The organism is Pseudomonas sp. UBA6310 (genome assembly GCF_002438225.1).
In the GTDB taxonomy this organism is placed as follows: domain Bacteria; phylum Pseudomonadota; class Gammaproteobacteria; order Pseudomonadales; family Pseudomonadaceae; genus Pseudomonas_O; species Pseudomonas_O kuykendallii.
In genome coordinates this window covers 2,201-19,816 of the sequence record NZ_DJTK01000035.1, presented here as the reverse complement: position 1 = coordinate 19,816, position 17,616 = coordinate 2,201, and the positions used below count along the sequence as shown (strand labels likewise).

Here is a 17,616-nt window from a genome sequence, read left to right as displayed (position 1 = left end):
CGCCAGTTCGTTCGGCTGAAACAGACAGGCTCCCTCGGGAGCCTGTTTTTTTATGCGCCGAGTTCGGCGAACCCCTGGCGAATCTCGTCTTCCGGCAGGTTGTCGCCGATGAACACGATCACGCTCTCGCGCTTTTCGTCGGCGCCCCACTCGCTGTCGAAGTCGAAGCCGTACAGGCGCAGCACGCCCTGGAACACCATCCGACGGTCCTCGCCGGCAATGTCCAGCACGCCCTTGTAGCGCAGCAGCGAGTTGCCGTGGGTCTCCAGCAGGCGCTCCATGAAAGCGCTTAGCCGGTCGATGTCCAGCGCCCGTTCGCTCCTGAGCACCAGCGTGGCGATACGGTCCGGCGTCGCGCCGGAGGGCGTCAGCGGGCGCAGGGTCAACGACGGGCCGATGTCGGCGTTGAGGTTGAAGCCACGGATATCCAGCAGCTCGGCGAGATCGATGCGGCCATGCTCGACCACGCGGATCGGCGCGCGGCGATTGATCCGCTGCAGGCGCTGCTCCAGCGCCTCGACCGTGGCGGCATCCACCAGGTCGGTCTTGCTCAGCAGAATGCGGTCGGCGAACCCGACCTGGGCCTGGGCGATGGTTTCCTGCAGGTGGCGCGCGGCGTTGGCGGCGTCCACCAGGGTGACGATGCCGTCGAGCACGTAGCGCTCGCACAGCTCGTCGCCGGCGAAGAAGGTCTGCGCCACCGGCGCCGGGTCGGCCAGGCCGGTGCATTCGATCACCAGCCGGTCGAACGCCAGCTCGCCGCTGTCGAGCTTGTCCAGCAGCAGATAGAGCGCCTTCTCCAGCTCGACATGGATCGAACAGCAGACGCAGCCGTTGGCCAGCGTCATCACCTGCACCGGCTCGCTGCCGAGCAACTGGCTGTCGATCGGCGTGTCGCTGTACTCGTTCTCGATCACCGCCAGCCTGAGGCCGTGCTCGGCGTCCAGCATGTGGCGCAACAGGGTGGTCTTGCCGGCACCGAGAAAACCGCTAAGTACGGTTACAGGGATGGGAACGGAGGTGGGTATGGATGACATCGGATCGTCCTGCGGAGGGTGGACCACGTCTTGTCGATCCACCGAGCGGTTTACCGGAGGATGAACAAGCCGTCATCCACCCGAAAAAAGAACGCGCCACGACGAGGCGTGGCGCGCGGATACATCTGAATCGCCGGTCGTGCCAGGCACGCGGCCTGGCACGGTGGGCTCAACAGCAGCGGATGGGTCGCCCCTTGCCGCCGCCGTAGCGCGCCTCCTGGCGTTCACGGAAGAACGCCTCGTAGCTCATCACCGGCAGATCGGGGTGCTTGCTGCCCATGTGCGCGACGTAGGTGTCGTAGTCGGGCATGCCGACCAGCATCCGGGCGGCCTGCCCGAGGTATTTCCCCATACGACTCAGGTCATTGAACATGGGCGTCTCCTCAAGCGTCCGGGATCGGCTGGAACGGAGCCTCGCGGTCGCTGCGCTCGGGCTTGACCCAGGCGGCGCGGCCGACCTTGATCGCGTAGAACAGCACGCTGAGCACGACGAACAGGAACAGCACGGTCAGGGTCGCGTTGGTGTAGGCGTTGAAGATCACGTGCTGCATCTGCGTGATGTCCTTGGCCGGGGCGATGACCTGGCCGGCGTCCAGCGCGGTCTGGTACTTCTTGGCCAGCGCCAGGAAGCCGACCGCCGGGTTCGGGTCGAGCAGCTTGATCATGCCGGCCGTGGTGGTGCAGATCAGCAGCCAGAGGGCCGGAATCATCGGCACCCAGGCATAGCGCTGGCGCTTCATCTTGATCAGGACCACGGTGCCGAGCATCAGCGCGATACCGGCGAGCATCTGGTTGGAGATGCCGAACAGCGGCCACAGGGTGTTGATGCCGCCCAGCGGGTCGATCACGCCCTGATACAGCAGCCAGCCCCACATCGCCACGCAACCTGCGGTGGCGATGACGTTGGCGGCCCAGGACTCGGTGCGCTTCAGCGCCGGCACGAAGTTGCCCAGCAGGTCCTGCAGCATGAAGCGCCCGGCACGGGTGCCAGCGTCCACCGCGGTGAGGATGAACAGCGCCTCGAAGAGGATCGCGAAGTGGTACCAGAACGCCATGGTGTTCTCGCCCGGCAGCACGCTGTGGAGAATCTGCGCGATCCCCACGGCCAGGGTCGGCGCACCGCCGGCGCGGGCCAGGATGGTGTTCTCGCCGATGTCGTGGGCGACCGCCTGCAAGGCTTCCGGGGTGATGGCGAAGCCCCAGCTAGTGACCGTCGCGGCAACCGCCTGAACGTCACCGCCGACCACCGCCGCGGGGCTGTTCATGGCGAAGTACACGCCCGGCTCGATCACCGAGGCGGCGACCATGGCCATGATGGCGACGAAGGACTCCATCAGCATGCCGCCGTAACCGATGTAGCGGGCGTGGGATTCGTTGGCCAGCAGCTTCGGCGTGGTGCCCGAAGAGATCAGCGCATGGAAGCCGGACACCGCGCCGCAGGCGATGGTGATGAAGAGGAACGGGAACAGGGTGCCCTTCCACACCGGGCCGGTGCCGTCGGTGAACTGGGTCAGCGCCGGCATTTTCAGCTCGGGCATGACCACCAGGATGCCGATGGCCAGCGCGATGATGGTGCCGATCTTGAGGAAGGTGGACAGGTAGTCGCGCGGTGCGAGGATCAGCCAGACCGGCAGCACGGCGGCCACGAAGCCATAGCCGATCAGCATCCAGGTGATCTGCACGCCGGTGAAGGTGAAGTGCGGCGCCCACTCGGGGCTGGCGGCGATCTGCCCGCCGAGCCAGATCGAACCGAGCAGCAGGGCCACGCCGACCACCGAGATCTCGCCGATGCGGCCGGGGCGGATGTAGCGCATGTAGATCCCCATGAACATCGCGATCGGGATGGTCGCCATCACGGTGAACATGCCCCACGGGCTTTCGGCCAGGGCCTTCACCACGATCAGCGAGAGCACCGCGAGGATGATGATCATGATCAGGAAGGCGCCGAACAGCGCGATGGTGCCGGGCACCTGGCCCATTTCCTCGCGCACCAGCTCGCCCAGGGAGCGGCCGTTACGACGGGTGGAAATGAACAGCACCATGAAGTCCTGCACCGCGCCGGCGAGGACCACGCCGGCGATCAGCCAGAGCGTGCCGGGCAGGTAGCCCATCTGCGCCGCGAGCACCGGGCCGACCAGAGGGCCGGCGCCGGCGATGGCGGCGAAATGGTGACCGAAGAGGATGTGCTTGTTGGTCGGAACGTAGTCCAGACCGTCGTTGTTGAGCACCGCCGGCGTCGCGCGGGTCGGGTCCAGCTGCATCACGCGGTTGGCGATGAACAGGCTGTAGTAGCGATAGGCGACCAGATAGAGGGCGACCGCCGCCACGACTATCCACAAGGCATTGATGGCTTCACCGCGGCGCAGGGCCACGACACCAAGGGCACACGCGCCCACCACGGCCAGCACTGCCCAGGGCAGATGGCGCAGGAGGCTATTGTTATTGTTCATGAGGGACTCCCAACGAGAGAACTGACGACTGCCGCAACAGTCTAGACCCGGCCCGAACAAATCCCTATTCGACCAAATCGCTACGCGCGGCAGCATGATCCTGGCTGTCGCCCGCGCCTGTTGCCAGTAAGCGAAACGACGGGCCGAAGTGTTGCCGGCCTGGGCGCCGAGCACAAGCCTTTCCGATGATCCGCGAGCCCCGCCCTTGAGCCACCGCGAGGTCCATTCGGACGGAAGGCGCGCGGCACCGTTCACACCCGCGATCGACCGGCCGCGCAGGTTGGCCGCAGGGTCGCTATAGTGTGGAAAACCCGAGGAGCCCGAGATGACTAGCGATAACAACGAACGTCGGCGTTTCCAGCGCATCGCATTCGACGCCGTGACCGAGATTGCCCAGGGCGATCAGCGCTGGGTGGGCGCATTACAGGACGTGTCCCTGCATGGGCTGCTGATCAAGCAGCCGGCTCACTGGTCAGGCGATCCGGAACAGCCGTTCCGCGCGCTGATCGACCTGGGCGGCGACATCCAGGTGCACATGGAAATGCGCCTGGCCCGTGAACAGGGCGGTTATCTGGGATTCATCTGCCAGCACATCGACCTCGACTCCATCAGCCACCTGCGCCGGCTGGTCGAACTGAACCTCGGCGACGAAGCCCTGCTCGAGCGCGAGCTGGCGGCACTCGGCGGGGTGTAAGGCCGCGCCCGTCTATTCGAACAACGCATCCAGCGCCTGCTCCAGGCGCGTCACCGCGATCACCTGCAAGCCCGGCGGCGCCTCCTTCGGCGCATTGCCGCGCGGCACGATGGCGCGCTTGAAGCCGTGCTTGGCGGCTTCCTTCAGGCGCTCCTGACCGCTCGGCACCGGGCGGATCTCGCCGGACAGGCCGACCTCGCCGAACACCAGCAGGTCATGTTCCAGCGGGCGGTTGCGCAGGCTGGAGATGACCGCGGCCATCAGCGCCAGATCGACCGCCGTCTCCAGCACCTTGACCCCGCCAACCACGTTGATGAACACGTCCTGATCGTAGGTCGGGATGCCGCCGTGCCGGTGCAGCACGGCAAGCAGCATCGCCAGTCGGTTCTGGTCGAGGCCGAGGGTGACGCGTCGCGGATTGGCCAGGTGGCTGGTGTCGACCAGCGCCTGCACCTCCACCAGCATCGGCCGCGAGCCTTCCCAGGTGGCCATCACCACGCTGCCGGGCACCGCCTCCTGCGCGCGGGTAAGAAAAATCGCCGAGGGGTTGGAGACTTCCTTCAGGCCCTTGTCGGTCATGCCGAACACGCCCAGTTCGTTGACCGCGCCGAAGCGGTTCTTCACCGCGCGCAGCAGGCGCAGGCGGCCGTCGGACTCGCCCTCGAAATACAGCACGGTATCGACCATGTGCTCCAGCACGCGCGGCCCGGCCAGCGCGCCTTCCTTGGTGACGTGGCCGACCAGGAAGATCGCCGTGCCGCTCTGCTTGGCGAAACGCACCAGCAGCGCCGCGCTCTCGCGGACCTGGGCGACGCCGCCGGGTGCCGATTGCAGCTGCTCGGTGTAGATGGTCTGGATCGAATCGATCACCATCACCTTGGGCCGCTCGCGCCGCGCGGTATCGATGATCGACTCGATGCAGGTTTCGGTCATCACCTTGAGCTTGTCCTGCGGCAGCTCCAGGCGCCGCGCCCGCATCGCCACCTGCTGCTGCGACTCCTCGCCGGTGACGTACAACGCCGGCAACCGCGCGGCGATGTTGCACAGCGTCTGCAGCAGAATGGTCGACTTGCCGATACCCGGATCGCCACCGATCAGCACCACCGAGCCATCGACCAGGCCACCGCCGAGCACCCGGTCGAGCTCGGCGGAGGCGGTGGAGAAGCGCGGCATTTCCTCGATGCTGACTTCGGCCAGGGTCTTCAGCTGCGCCTGTTCGCCGGCCCAGCCGGCACGCCCGGAGGTCGAGGACGGTGCGCCCTCGATCATGGTTTCCACCAGCGTGTTCCAGGCGTTGCATTCCGCGCATTGGCCGGCCCATTTGGGGAAGGTGGCGCCGCACTCGGTGCAGCCGTACATGCGCTTGGCCTTGGCCATGGATAACTCCCGCGAAAAAGAATGCGCCATCATACCCGCTGCGCATGCCTCGACCGCGTACAGGGCCGACAGGGAATCTCCGCCCATAAAAAAGCCCGGATCGATCGCTCGGTCCGGGCCGGAGGCTTGCGCTGGAATCAGGCGCTGCAGGCCTTGCCGCAGTTGCAGCACTCGCCGGCGGCTTTGCGCAGCTGGCTGCTGAGGTCCTTCTGCAGGCCGACGCGTTGCATCTTCAATGCGGAAAGCTGGGTGTCGTCCAGTTTCTCGACGCCGCTCTCGACACGAAGGATGCGCTTGTCGACGTCGTCGAACTGGTCGGCCAGGCGGGCGAAACGCGGGTTGGCCTTGCGCAGTTTCAGGGAATCGGAACGTTGCCGATCGAACTCACTGGGCTGAGAATAGTATTCGATGTGCATGATTGCGCTTCCATAGTTGAAAATTTGGCGCAACGTAAACCACCGCTACCGGTCCGCCCTTGACCCCGATCAAACCCATTCAAGCCCTCTGCAAGTGAATTTGACGCAGCCCTCCGCGTCTACCGGAATGACTGCTCGCCGCCCCTGGAGCCCCGATGAACAATGACCTCTCACGCTGCACCGCCTGTCGCGAAGGAGAGACTTTCGAGCGGCCGGTGAGCATGGCCTTCCAGCCGATAATCGACATCCGCGACCGCAGCATTTTCGCCCATGAGGCGCTGGTGCGCGGCCCCGCCGGCGAGGGCGCGGGCAGCGTGCTGCAGCAGGTGGATGCGTCCAACCGCTACGGTTTCGACCAGTTGTGCCGGATCACCGCGCTGCGCCAGGCGGCCCGGCTGCCGCTGCCGGGAAAGCTGTCGATCAACTTCATGCCCAACGCCGTGTACAAGGCCGAGACCTGCATCCGCGCGACCCTGGAAACCGCCCGCCAGCTGGACTTCCCGGTGCAGCGGATCATCTTCGAGGTCACCGAGCAGGAACAGGTGCAGGACCTCGACCACCTGGCCGGCATCCTGCGCGCGTATCGCAAGATGGGTTTCTCCACCGCCATCGACGACTTCGGCGCCGGCTATGCGCACCTCAATCTGCTCGCCGACTTCCAGCCCGACCTGATCAAGCTGGACATGCAGCTGCTGCGCGGCATCGACGGCGACGCCGTGCGCCAGGTGCTGGTGGAAAGCGTGGCGCAGATCTGCCGCAAACTGCGTATCGGGCTGATCGCCGAAGGCGTGGAAACCGCTGGCGAATATGCCGCGCTCAAGGCGATGGGAATCTACCTCTACCAGCGCTATCTGTTCGCCAAACCGGCCTTCGAGGCGCTTCCCGACGTAAACTGGCCTTAACTCCGCCGGAACTGCCGGGCCTGGAGTGCAGTCCCTCTTAACACCTTGCATGTCCGCGCCCGGAGCCAGCGCCCCGAGTGCGGAGAATCCGTTTCCCCGATCAGAAGGAGCAGCCCATGAGCTTTGTCCAAGAGTTCAAGTCATTCGCCATGAAAGGCAACGTCGTCGATATGGCCGTCGGCATCATCATCGGCGCCGCGTTCGGCAAGATCGTCTCGTCGTTCGTCGGCGACGTGGTCATGCCACCGCTGGGCCTGCTGATCGGCGGCGTGGATTTTTCCGACCTGGCGGTGATCCTCAAGCCGGCGCAGGGCGATGCGCCCGCGGTGGTGCTGGCGTACGGGAAATTCATCCAGACGGTGTTCGACTTCCTGATCGTCGCCTTCGCGATCTTCATGGCGGTCAAAATGATGAACAAGCTGCGCAAGCACGAAGAGGTCAAGCCGGCCGCGCCGCCGGCCCCGACCAAGGAAGAGGTGCTGCTGACCGAGATTCGCGACATCCTCAAGGAGCAGCGCAGCCCGGCGATCGACACGAAACCGCCGCTCTGAACCAATCCGCAATGAAATGAAAACGGCGCCCTCGGGCGCCGTTTTCATGCCTGGAGACTCAGGCCGCCGGCGGACGCAGCTCCAGCCGGGCGATGCGCCGGTCCTTCACCTCCAGCACGCGCAGTTGCCAGCCCGCGTACTCGAGCCGGTCGCCGCTGACCGGCAGGCGATCGAGCAGGCTCATCGCCAGGCCCGCGAGGGTCTGGTAATCGTCGGTGGCGCTGGCCTGGAAGCCCAGGCGCCGGCGCAGCACCGCCAGGTTCAGCGCGCCGCTGACCTGATAGCCGTCGTCCGCCTCGAGGATGTCCGGCCCCTGCACTTCACTGGCATCCGGCAGCTCGCCGGCGATCGACTCGAGGATGTCGGTGAGCGTCAGCAGCCCCTCGAAATGGCCGAATTCGTTGACCACGAAGGCCACGTGGGTGGACGCCTGGCGCATCTGCTCCAGCGCGTTGAGCACCGAGCAGCTCTCCGGCAGGTTGATCGGTACGCGCACCAGGCGCTCGATATCGGGCTGTTCGCCCTGCAGCAGCTCGCGCAACAGTTCCTTCTTCTGCACGTAGCCCAGCGGCTCGTCGATGGCCGCGCCGCGCGCCACCACCAGGCGCGAATAGGGGGAATCCAGCAGCCTGCGACGCTGCTCCTCCGGCGGCGCCAGCAGGTCGAGGTGGGCGACGCGCATGCGGTCGGTCATCACCGTGCGGATCGAGCGTTCGGCGAGGTTCAGCACGCCGCTGATCATCACCCGCTCGCGGCGGCCGAACAGCGCCGCCTCGCCGTCACCGGCATCGAGCATGTCGGCGATCTCCTCGTCGACCTCCTCGGCATCCAGCCGGCGCCCGCCGAGCAGGCGCAGCACGGCGTGGGCGGTGCGTTCGCGGATGTTGCGGCGGCCCTGCAGGTGGCGCTTGCGGCGCCAGCGGGCGAGCTGGTTGAACAGCTCGATGAGGATCGAGAAGCCGATCGCCGCGTACAGGTAGCCCTTGGGAATGTGGAAACCCAGGCCTTCGGCCGTGAGGCTGAAGCCGATCATCATCAGGAAGCCCAGGCACAGCATGATCACCGTCGGGTGGGCGTTGACGAAGGTGGTCAGCGGCTTGCTGGCGATGATCATCAGGCCGATGGAGATCACCACGGCGATCATCATCACCTGCAGGTGTTCGACCATCCCCACCGCGGTGATCACCGCGTCCAGCGAGAACACCGCGTCGAGCACGACGATCTGCGCCACCACCGGCCAGAAGGCCGCGTAGGCACGCGCGCCCTGCTGTACGTGGGTGCGCCCCTCGAGGCGCTCGTGCAGCTCCATGGTCGCCTTGAACAGCAGGAAGATGCCGCCGAACAGCATGATCAGGTCGCGCCCGGAAAACGCGTGACCGTACACCTCGAACAGCGGTGCGGTGAGGGTGACCAGCCAGGAAATGCTCGCCAGCAGGCCTAGGCGCATGATCAGCGCCAGCGACAGGCCGATCAGTCGCGCGCGGTCGCGCTGCTCGGGGGGCAGCTTGTCGGCAAGGATGGCGATGAACACCAGGTTGTCGATGCCCAGGACGATTTCCAGGACGATCAGCGTGAGTAGGCCCAGCCAGGCCGTCGGATCGGCGATCCATTCCATCAGTGCGACCCTCCGCGGCGAACGAAGGGGTGGAAGGGTGATCGGCAAACGGTCTGGCAGGGTGAGTCACTGTCCATCGAGGGGCGGATTCCAGGGAAAGGAATCCAGATGCTAGTGGCCGGCGCGGCGGATGCTAAGCGGAAAAACGTAACAGCGCGTTCGCGCCTACCAGTAGTTCTCCACCGCCACCTGCCCCGGCCGACGGCTCAGCGAGAGCTGCATGTCGCGGGTTTTCAGCAGCGCGCGGGTGTCCTCGATCATCTGCGGATTGCCGCACAGCATGACCCGCGAATGCCCCGGCTGCAGCGTTTCTCCGGCAGCGCGCTCCAGCTCGCCGTTCTCGATCAGCGTGGTGATGCGCCCTTGCAGTGCGCCGGGATGCGCCTCGCGGGTGACCACCGGGATGAAGCGCAGCTTGTGCGCATGCTCCTGCAGGTAGTCGCGGCCGGCGAGACCGGCGATCAGCTCGCGGTAGGCCAGCTCGCGCGCCTCGCGAACGCTGTAGACGAGGAAGATCCGCTCGAAGCGCTCCCACACCTCGAAGTCCTGGAGGATCGAGACGAAGGGCGCGACGCCGGTGCCGGTGGCCAGCAGCCAGAGGTCACGGCCGTCGACGAAGCGGTCGAGGGTGAGGAAACCGAAGGCCTGCTTGTCCACCAGCAGCTCGTCGCCGACCCGCAGGCGGCTCAGCTCGCTGGTGAATTCGCCGCCGGGCACGACGATGGAGAAGAAGTCGAGGAACTCGTCGTGCGGCGCCGAGACCATGGAGTAGGCCCGCCACACCGTGCTGCCGTCGGCCTTGGTCACGCCGAGCCGGGCGAACTGACCGGCGCGGAAGCGGAAACCCGGATCGCGCGTGGTGCGCAGGCCGAACAGACTCGGGGTCAGCGGCTGCACGTCGAGCAGCGTCTGGCGGGTGAACTTGTCGTCGCTGGCGGTCATGGCTCGCTCTCGTCTGGCAATGCGCGCCTAGTGTCGCGCATTGCCACTGGCATAAACACCGGCGGGCGGCAGGTGTATAGCCCGCGCTGGGGCATAGGTTGCGCCTCTGCGCCGGAGCGCGCCCGCGACTTACGGCTGGCCGACGGCGCCGGCGGTGTTCTCCTTGAGGCTGCGGGTGGCGGTCTGGATGAAGGCGTCGAGGCTGTCCTTCATCTGCGCTTCGGCCGCCGTATCGGTGGCCAGGCTGACCTTCGCATCGTGGCCGAGCCGGTAGTCGTACAGCCGCGCCGGCAGGTCGCGCGGCTGCACGAGGATCTGCCCGCCCTTCACCAGCGCCACGGTCTGTTCACCGCCGGACGGCTTGATCATGCCGATGCCCTGGTCGCCGGCCGGCAGGTTGAGCAGGTCGCGGCCCCAGCACTGCTGGCGGGTGGTGCCGCCGAGCCGGCCCATGATGGTGGGCACCACGTCGATCTGCGTGCCGACGGTGTCGCGCAGGCTGCCGAACTTCTCCTTCACGCCCGGACCGATGAGCAGCAGCGGCACGTTGAAGCGGAACAGGTCCATCTCGGTGAGCTGTTCGGTGCTGCCGAAACCGTGGTCGCCGAGCACCACGAACAGGGTGTCCTTGAAGTACGGCGCCTTGCGCGCCTTCTCGAAGAACTGGCCCAGCGCCCAGTCGGCGTAGCGCATCGCGGTGAGGTGCAGATCGTTCGAGCCGAACCCGGTGACCGGCTCCACCGGCAGGTCCTTGGGCAAGGCGTAAGGCGTGTGGTTGGAGAGGCTCTGCAACAGCGCGTAGAAGGGTTTTCCTTCACGGCCCAGCTTGAGCAGTTCCTCGGCGCCGCGATCGAACATGTCCTGGTCGGACACGCCCCAGGTCGGGTCGATGAACACCGGGTCGACGAAATCCTCGCGGCCGACGAAGCGGCTCATGCCCTGGTTGCTGAAGAACCCGGACTGGTTGTCCCACTGGAAATTGCCGTTGTAGACGTACACGTCGCGGTAACCGCGGGCATTCAGCTGCTGCGGCAGCCCGGAGAAGCGATGCGCGCCCTCCGGCATGCGCATCAGGTATTCGAAGCCCGGCAGGTTGGGGAAGCAGGCCATGGTGGCGAACATCCCCTGATGGGTGTGGGTGCCGTTGGAGAAGAAACGGGTGAACAGCAGCCCCTCCTTCGCCAGGCGGTCGAAGTTCGGCGTGATGTTGCCCGGCTCGCCCAGCGCGCCGACGTAACGCCCGGCGAAGCTCTCCAGCAGGATCACCACCACGTTGCGGATCGGCAGCGTGCCGGCTTCTGGCGGCGTGGTGTCGCGACGCAGCGCGGCGCTGTCGGCATCGACCAGGCGGTCGTTGGGCGTCAGCAGCATCTCGCGCACCACCTGCAGGGCCCTATCCGCGGGCAGGCTGGCCTTCCAGGTATTCTGCCGGTGCGAGGAAAAGCTGTGCTTGGCGGCGTCCACCAGGGTCAGGGTGCCGTTCAGGCCGAGGTGGTTCACGAACATCGATTCGGTGGTGTAGGCATCGCCCCAGCGCAGCGGCGGCCCCTGGCGCAGATTGCCGCGCGCGGCGATCACGCAGATCACCAGACACAGCGCGAACACCGGCAGGCGCCAGTACCAGGCGGCGCCCCGGCCCGACGACTGCGGCGCGGCGCGGGTCGCCACGTCCAGGCGCTTGAACAGCCAGGCCAGCAGCAGCGTTCCCAGCGCCCAGGCCAGCAGGTAGCGCGCCACCGGAAAGCCGTGCCAGAGCATGCTGGCGACGGTGGTCGGGTCTTCCTGCAGGTACTGGAACACCAGCGCATTGAGGCGCTGGTGGAACTCGCGGTAGAAGTCCATCTCCAGCAGTCCGAGGAACAGCGTGAGGCTGGCGAACAGCACCAGCCAGGCGCGCATCGCCCCGCGCAGGCGCATCGCCGGCGCCCACAGCAGACACAGCACCAGCGGCGCGCAGGCGTAGACCGCCAGGCGCAGGTCGAAACGCAGGCCATTGAAGAAGGCCTCGCCGAACATCTCGGGCGTCGCGCTGCCGATCAGCTCGCGGTTGTACACCAGCAAGGCCACGCGCAGCAGCGAATAGAGGACGAGCAGGACGAGCCCACTCCCCAGGGTGAACGCCAGGTGGCGGGCGATGGATGCGCGCGGCGCGGGCAGGCGGGAACGGGATGACGACAACGGCATGGACACTTCCTGTGGATACGGCGACAGGTGGGAGGCGTCCGGCGAGGGAGCCGGGCGCGCGCATCCTAGCCGCGCCCTCATCAACGCCAGGTCAAGCCGATGTGAAAGACGCGTCAAATGAAGCAGGTACCGGGCGCTTCGGCCGGCGTCGCTTGCAGGTAGAATGCCGGGCCCAGCCGCCAGCGCCCGCGATCCGCCGATGAACACCTTCACCACGCCCTTCGCCCGACTCGAGCTGATCCGTCAGCCGGAGCAGAACCACGAGCCGCTGCAGGCCTTCGATGCCGCCGACGAGTACCTGTTGAACCATCTGCACCAGCTGGGGCTGGCCGCCGACGCCCGGGTGCTGCTGCTCAACGACGGTTTCGGTGCCCTCGCCTGCTCCCTGGCCGGCAAGGCCCGCGTGGTCAGCAGCGGTGATTCGCACCTGGGCCATCTGGCGCTGCAGAAGAACCTCGCCCGCAACGGCCTGCCCGCCGACGCCGTCGCGTTCGTGCCCGCCAGCCAGCGCGCCGAAGGTCCGTTCGACTGGGTGCTGATCCGCGTGCCGAAGACCCTGGCGCTGCTCGAAGAACAGCTGATTCGCCTGCACCACCAGTTGGCGCCGGGCGCGCGGGTGGTCGCCGGGGCAATGATCAAGCATTTGCCGCGCGCCGCCGGCGAGCTGATGGAGACATACATCGGCCCGCTGCAGGCTTCGCTGGCGGTGAAGAAGGCGCGGCTGCTGTTCGCCACGCCGGAGCAGAAAGCGGCGCCGCGCTCGCCCTACCCCAGCCGCTACCGCCTGGAGCAGCCGCCGCTGGAACTGCTCAATCACGCCAACCTGTTCTGCCGCGAAGGCCTGGACATCGGCACCCGCGCGTTCCTCGCGCACCTGCCGCGGCAACTGGGCGAACTGCGCGTGGCCGACCTCGGCTGCGGCAACGGCGTGCTCGGCATCGTCTACGCGCTGGGCAATTCCCAGGCGCAGCTGACGCTGGTGGACGAGTCGTACATGGCCGTGCAGTCGGCGGCGGACAACTGGCGCGCGGCGCTGGGCGAGCGCCCGGTGGACATTCGCGCCGACGACGGCCTCGCCAGCCAGCCGGCGGATTCGCTGGACCTGGTGCTGTGCAACCCGCCCTTCCACCAGCAGCAGGCGGTCGGCGATTTCCTCGCCTGGCGGATGTTCCAGCAGGCCCACGCGGCGCTGGTGCAGGGCGGCGAACTGTGGATCGTCGGCAACCGCCACCTGGGCTATCACGTCAAGCTCAAGCGCCTGTTCCGCGGCGTGGAGCAGGTCGCGGCGACGCCCAAGTTCGTCATCCTCAAGGCGCGCAAGTAGCGCCTCCGACGGCGCTCTAAGCGTGCCGCACGACGCCGCTCAGAAGTCGACGGTGGCCGAGACCTTCAACGTGCGTGGCGCGCCCTGGGTCAGGTAACCGCCGTTCGCCGAGGCCCAGTAGTCCTCGTTGGCGACGTTCTCCAGGCCGGCACGCAGGGTGACGTCGCGTGCCTCCACCGTGAACCGGTAGCTCGCGCCCAGATCGATACGCGTCCAGGCCGGAATGCTCAACGTGTTGGCGGAATCGTAGAACTGGCCGCCGGTACGCAGCAGCAGCCCGTTGACGCTCACCCCCGGCATGCCCGGCACGTCCCAGTCGGCGCCGAGGTTGAACTGGAACTCCGGGACCCCGACCGCACGATTGCCGTCGTTCGCGCCCCCGGATGTACCGCTCAGCTCGGTATCGATCCAGGTGCCCCCGGCCAGGACACGCAGCCCGACCAGCGGTTCGCCGAACAGACTCAGCTCGACGCCGCGGTTTCGCTGTTCGGCATCCACCCGGTAGAAGTTGTCCGGGCCGGTGACGCCTTGCGGTTGCTCGATGCGGTAAACCCCCAGGCTGGCGCCGTAGGTGCCCCAGTCGAGCTTGACTCCCGCCTCGAGCTGCTTGCTGCGATAGGGCGCGAACATCTGCCCGGCTGGATTGCTCGAAGCGCCGGGGGCCGTAGGTCCCTGCTGAAGAGACTCGATGCGATTGGCGTAGAACGACAGGTACTCGGTGGGCTTGATGACCAGCCCGTAGACCGGCGTGGTGATGCTGTCGTCGTAGTTGGAGGTACGCAGGCCGGTTGCCGCGCTCCAGGCATCCGCCGCGATGGACTGACGGCGCACGCCGAGGGTGAGCAGTGCCCGGTCGTCGAAGAAGCCCAGGGTGTCGGAGATCGCCGCGCTGCGGTTCTTCACCTTGCCGGTGGTGTCCGGGTCGTGGATATCGCCGCTGACGCCCGCCACGGGCTCCGGGCTGGGGAACGGATCGTAGAGGTTTCCGGGCAGCCGATTGGTAGCGGAAGTCGACTCGAACGCATTGCGCTTCTCCTGCCAGATGCCGTTCACCGCGACGTTCAGCTGGTGACTGACCGGCCCGGTGGTCAGCTTGCCGCGCAATCCGGCCACCGTGCTGTAGGTCTCCTGATCGAGTGGCGAATACAGGCGCCCGACCGTCGCGGCGCCGCTCGGCGAGGTGACGTAGAGCGAGGAGTACACGCCATTTTCGCGGGTGTACTTGCCACCCGCCGCGCCGTAGAGCGTCCAGTCGTCATCGAGGTCGTACTCGGCATTGAACATGCCGTAGGTGTCTTCCAGCTGGGAGTAGGCCCAGGGCTGCGAGTAGTTGTCGTTGGCGTCGGGGACCTTCGGCACCTTCCCGCCGAGCCCGGCGCTAGTCAGGTAGACCACCGACCGCCCTTCGTTGACGCGCTGTTTCTGGTAGCCGAAATCGGTCGACAGGCGCAAACGGTCGCCGCGGTAGTCCAGACCGAACGCCGCCAGAGTGAAGTGCGAGTTCTCCCCATCGACGGCCGACTCGCCGTCGCGCTGGGCAATGTTGGCGCGCACCCCGAAGCGATCGTCCTCGCCGAAGCGCCGCCCGAGGTCGAGGTGGACGCCCGTCTTGCTGTCGCTGGTGTAATCCAGCGTCACACTGCGCGTCGGCGTGTCTTCGGCGCGCTTGGACACGACGTTGATCGCCCCGCCCACGCCGCTGCCGCCGGGCGCCACGCCGTTGAGAAAGGCGTTGGCGCCCTTGAACACCTCGACCCGCTCGACGGCTTCGGCGGAGATGATCTGCCGCGGCAGTATCCCGTAAAGCCCGTTGAAGGCGATGTCGTCGGAGTAGAGCTGAAATCCGCGAATCACGAAGACCTGCGAAAAATTGCCGAAGCCGTAGGACTGGCGCACGGCCGGGTCGCTGGCGAGCACGTCGCCGAGGGTTTGCGCCTGGCGCTTCTCGATCAGCTCGGAGGTGTAGCTGGAGAAGCTGAACGGCACGTCCTGCATGTCCTGGTTGCCCAGGATGCCCATGCGCGCGCCGCGGGCCACCTGGCCGCCGGCGTAGGCTTCCGGCAGGCCATCAGCGGCGGCCGAGCGTGCGCTAACGATAGCGGTGCCGAGTTCCAGGGCCGCGCCCTGCGGGTTGCGCACCAGGGTGATGGTGCCGTCGCCGGCGGCCTGGTAGCCCAGCCCGGAGCCCTGCAGCAGGCGCTGCAGGCCTTCGGCCACGGAGTAATCGCCCTGCAGGGGCTGCGCGGTGCTCAGCCCTTCGGTCATCTCGGCGCTGTAGAGCAGGCGGATGTCGGCCTGCTCGGCGAAGGTGGTGAGCGCGGATTCCAGGCTCTGGACGGGAACATCCAGCGGCACGGCCCAGGCGGCCGGCAGGGCGATGGCGAAATGAGCGACGAGAAGGGCGCGGGCGAGAGGATGGCGATGTGGCCGCATGGTTCGATTCCTGATCACTGCAAAGGACGATGCGAGAAATTCGCATTTGCAGGAGGAAGACGAAACGCCCTCTCTTTTCTGAACCTGGCACGCCACTTTTTTTCGCGCCCGCGAAAACCGGGACGCGTCCGGCTATCGGGCCGGGTCCTGCGCGCCCTTGGCGGAGACCAGCAGGAGGCCGGGAAGGCGGGTCAGCCTGACGGGCAGGGTCGCTTCGATGGCGTCGAAGACCGCCTGCGGCTGCTGCCGGGAGAACACTCCGGTGACCGCCAGGCGCCGGGCCTGGTCGTAGAGGAACAGCACGCGGCCATCCTGGTAACGCGCGAGCTCGGCGAACACCTCTTCCAGCGGTCGCGACCTGAACACCAGCCGTCCGCGCTGCCAGGCCAGCGCCTGGCTGGCATCCAGCGGCCGGACCGCCTGCAGCACGCCGTGTTGCCAGAGCACCTGCTGCTGCGCGGTCACCGCCACCGCCGGCTGCCCGTCCTGGCTCGCCTCGACGTGCCCTTCGGTGACCGACAGCAGCACCCGGTCGCCGCTGTAGTTGACGTCGAAGCGCGTGCCGGTGACGCGGATGCGCGCCGGCCCGGCCTGGATGACGAACGGATGCTCGGCATCCTTGGCGACCTGGAAATCCGCCTGGCCCTGATACAGCCGGACGTGGCGCTCGCCACCGTGCATGTCCCAGTCCAGCGCGGTATTGCCGTTGAGCATCAGGATCGAGCCGTCCTCCAGCGCCACTTCACGCAGCTGCCCCGCGCCCGTGTGGATGTCGGCGTACCAGCCGACCCAGTGTTCCTGCGGTAGCCACAGGGCGATCACCAGGCACGCGGCCGCTGCCAGCGGCGCGGCCCAACCTAGCCGCCAACGACGGCGTGGTGCGGGCAATGGCGCTGGGTCGACCACCGCGGCGCTGCTGCCCAGTTCGCCGATCAGGCCCCACAGGCGCTGCGCGCGGTTCCAGGCCTCGGCATTCGCCGCCGACGCCTGGCGCCAGACTTCCGCCTCGGCGCGCTGGGCGGCGCTGGCGCGGCCGGAGTTGAGCAGCACCAGCCATTCGCGGGCACGGGTGGCGGGCTCATTCATGACGGGTCATCCATGCGGCTCTGGCAGTACTCGAGGGCCCTCAGGATATAACGCCCGGCCATGCTTTCGGAGACGCCGAGGCGCTCGCCGATTTCGCGCTGGGTCAGCCCGTCGAGGCGATTCCACAGCAGGGCCTTGCGCACGTGCGGCGGCAGTTCCTGCAACAGCGCGTGCAACTGCGCCAGTTGCTGGCTGCCGGAGGCGTAGCGTTCGGGTCCGGGCATGGGGCTTTCCAGTTGCTCGTCCATCGGCTCCTGCGGCGCGCGGGCGTCCAGCTGGCGGCGATGGTCGATGACCAGGTTTCGCGCGATGCGGTAGAGAAAGGCCCGCAGGTTGCCGATCTCCCCCGGCTGGGCGCGACGGAAACGCAGCCAGGTTTCCTGCCGCAGGTCCGCCGCCAGTTCCGAGCAATTCAGCTGGCGCGTGAGAAAACGCAACAGCTCGCCGGCATGGCGTTGGAACTGGCCGTCGGGGGACGGGGAATCGGAGGGCGACGACACGTCGAACACTCGAGGCTCGGGAAGAGGCGGACCATATATTTATCGAGAATAATTTTCAAATGAAAACCGATGCGATGCGCAACCTCCCAGCCGCGTACCCGTTCG

Annotated in this window: 15 protein-coding genes; 4 read left to right on the top strand and 11 right to left on the bottom strand. The window is 66.9% G+C overall.

Going from position 1 to position 17,616, the window contains the following annotated elements; all coding sequences use genetic code 11:
* Positions 1 to 50: 50 nt before the first annotated feature.
* The 3 genes from yjiA to B3E91_RS08005 form a co-directional block, all read right to left on the bottom strand.
* Complete coding sequence (gene yjiA / locus B3E91_RS08015) at positions 51 to 1,037, bottom strand: GTPase (protein ID WP_287028990.1); 987 nt, start codon at positions 1,035 to 1,037, stop codon at positions 51 to 53.
* 169 nt (positions 1,038 to 1,206) lie between these two features.
* On the bottom strand, positions 1,207 to 1,410 hold the full coding sequence (locus tag B3E91_RS08010; protein WP_090226186.1) for a YbdD/YjiX family protein: 204 nt from the start codon (positions 1,408 to 1,410) through the stop codon (positions 1,207 to 1,209).
* A gap of 10 nt (positions 1,411 to 1,420) precedes the next feature.
* Positions 1,421 to 3,487, bottom strand: coding sequence for a carbon starvation CstA family protein (locus B3E91_RS08005; protein ID WP_287028989.1), 2,067 nt, complete (start codon positions 3,485 to 3,487; stop codon positions 1,421 to 1,423).
* 325 nt (positions 3,488 to 3,812) lie between these two features.
* On the opposite strand from B3E91_RS08005, the gene B3E91_RS08000 reads away from it, so the two are divergent.
* Positions 3,813 to 4,181: a PilZ domain-containing protein gene (locus B3E91_RS08000; RefSeq protein WP_282343895.1), complete on the top strand. Its 369-nt coding sequence runs from the start codon at positions 3,813 to 3,815 to the stop codon at positions 4,179 to 4,181.
* A 12-nt stretch (positions 4,182 to 4,193) separates the two neighbouring features.
* Here B3E91_RS08000 and radA read toward each other — a convergent pair whose 3' ends face one another.
* A complete protein-coding gene (radA, locus tag B3E91_RS07995; RefSeq protein ID WP_273230164.1) occupies positions 4,194 to 5,558 on the bottom strand; it encodes a DNA repair protein RadA in 1,365 nt (454 codons plus the stop codon).
* 137 nt (positions 5,559 to 5,695) lie between these two features.
* A complete protein-coding gene (locus B3E91_RS07990) occupies positions 5,696 to 5,974 on the bottom strand; it encodes a YdcH family protein (protein WP_090226175.1) in 279 nt (92 codons plus the stop codon).
* 155 nt (positions 5,975 to 6,129) lie between these two features.
* Here B3E91_RS07990 and B3E91_RS07985 point away from each other — a divergent pair, with 155 nt between their 5' ends.
* Positions 6,130 to 6,876: an EAL domain-containing protein gene (locus tag B3E91_RS07985; RefSeq protein ID WP_287028988.1), complete on the top strand. Its 747-nt coding sequence runs from the start codon at positions 6,130 to 6,132 to the stop codon at positions 6,874 to 6,876.
* Between the two features lie 116 nt (positions 6,877 to 6,992).
* Positions 6,993 to 7,427 carry a large-conductance mechanosensitive channel protein MscL gene (gene mscL / locus B3E91_RS07980; RefSeq protein WP_282343902.1) on the top strand — a complete coding sequence of 145 codons (435 nt, stop codon included), beginning with the start codon at positions 6,993 to 6,995 and terminating at the stop codon, positions 7,425 to 7,427.
* A gap of 58 nt (positions 7,428 to 7,485) precedes the next feature.
* Here mscL and B3E91_RS07975 read toward each other — a convergent pair whose 3' ends face one another.
* The 3 genes from B3E91_RS07975 to B3E91_RS07965 form a co-directional block, all read right to left on the bottom strand.
* Positions 7,486 to 9,042 carry a TerC family protein gene (locus tag B3E91_RS07975; protein ID WP_287028987.1) on the bottom strand — a complete coding sequence of 519 codons (1,557 nt, stop codon included), beginning with the start codon at positions 9,040 to 9,042 and terminating at the stop codon, positions 7,486 to 7,488.
* Positions 9,043 to 9,207: 165 nt separating this feature from the next.
* Complete coding sequence (locus B3E91_RS07970; protein ID WP_287028986.1) at positions 9,208 to 9,984, bottom strand: ferredoxin--NADP reductase; 777 nt, start codon at positions 9,982 to 9,984, stop codon at positions 9,208 to 9,210.
* A gap of 129 nt (positions 9,985 to 10,113) precedes the next feature.
* On the bottom strand, positions 10,114 to 12,168 hold the full coding sequence (locus B3E91_RS07965; RefSeq protein ID WP_287028985.1) for an LTA synthase family protein: 2,055 nt from the start codon (positions 12,166 to 12,168) through the stop codon (positions 10,114 to 10,116).
* 199 nt (positions 12,169 to 12,367) lie between these two features.
* Here B3E91_RS07965 and B3E91_RS07960 point away from each other — a divergent pair, with 199 nt between their 5' ends.
* Positions 12,368 to 13,492 (top strand): methyltransferase, encoded by a 1,125-nt coding sequence (locus B3E91_RS07960; protein WP_287029100.1) that lies wholly within the window; start codon positions 12,368 to 12,370, stop codon positions 13,490 to 13,492.
* A gap of 39 nt (positions 13,493 to 13,531) precedes the next feature.
* Here the strand turns inward: B3E91_RS07960 and B3E91_RS07955 are convergent, their stop codons facing one another.
* The 3 genes from B3E91_RS07955 to B3E91_RS07945 form a co-directional block, all read right to left on the bottom strand.
* Complete coding sequence (locus tag B3E91_RS07955) at positions 13,532 to 15,925, bottom strand: TonB-dependent receptor (RefSeq protein ID WP_287028984.1); 2,394 nt, start codon at positions 15,923 to 15,925, stop codon at positions 13,532 to 13,534.
* 132 nt (positions 15,926 to 16,057) lie between these two features.
* A complete protein-coding gene (locus tag B3E91_RS07950) occupies positions 16,058 to 17,011 on the bottom strand; it encodes a FecR family protein (RefSeq protein ID WP_287028983.1) in 954 nt (317 codons plus the stop codon).
* Positions 17,008 to 17,511: an RNA polymerase sigma factor gene (locus tag B3E91_RS07945; RefSeq protein WP_273230148.1), complete on the bottom strand. Its 504-nt coding sequence runs from the start codon at positions 17,509 to 17,511 to the stop codon at positions 17,008 to 17,010. The genes B3E91_RS07950 and B3E91_RS07945 overlap by 4 nt, the downstream gene beginning before the upstream one ends.
* Positions 17,512 to 17,616: the final 105 nt, after the last annotated feature.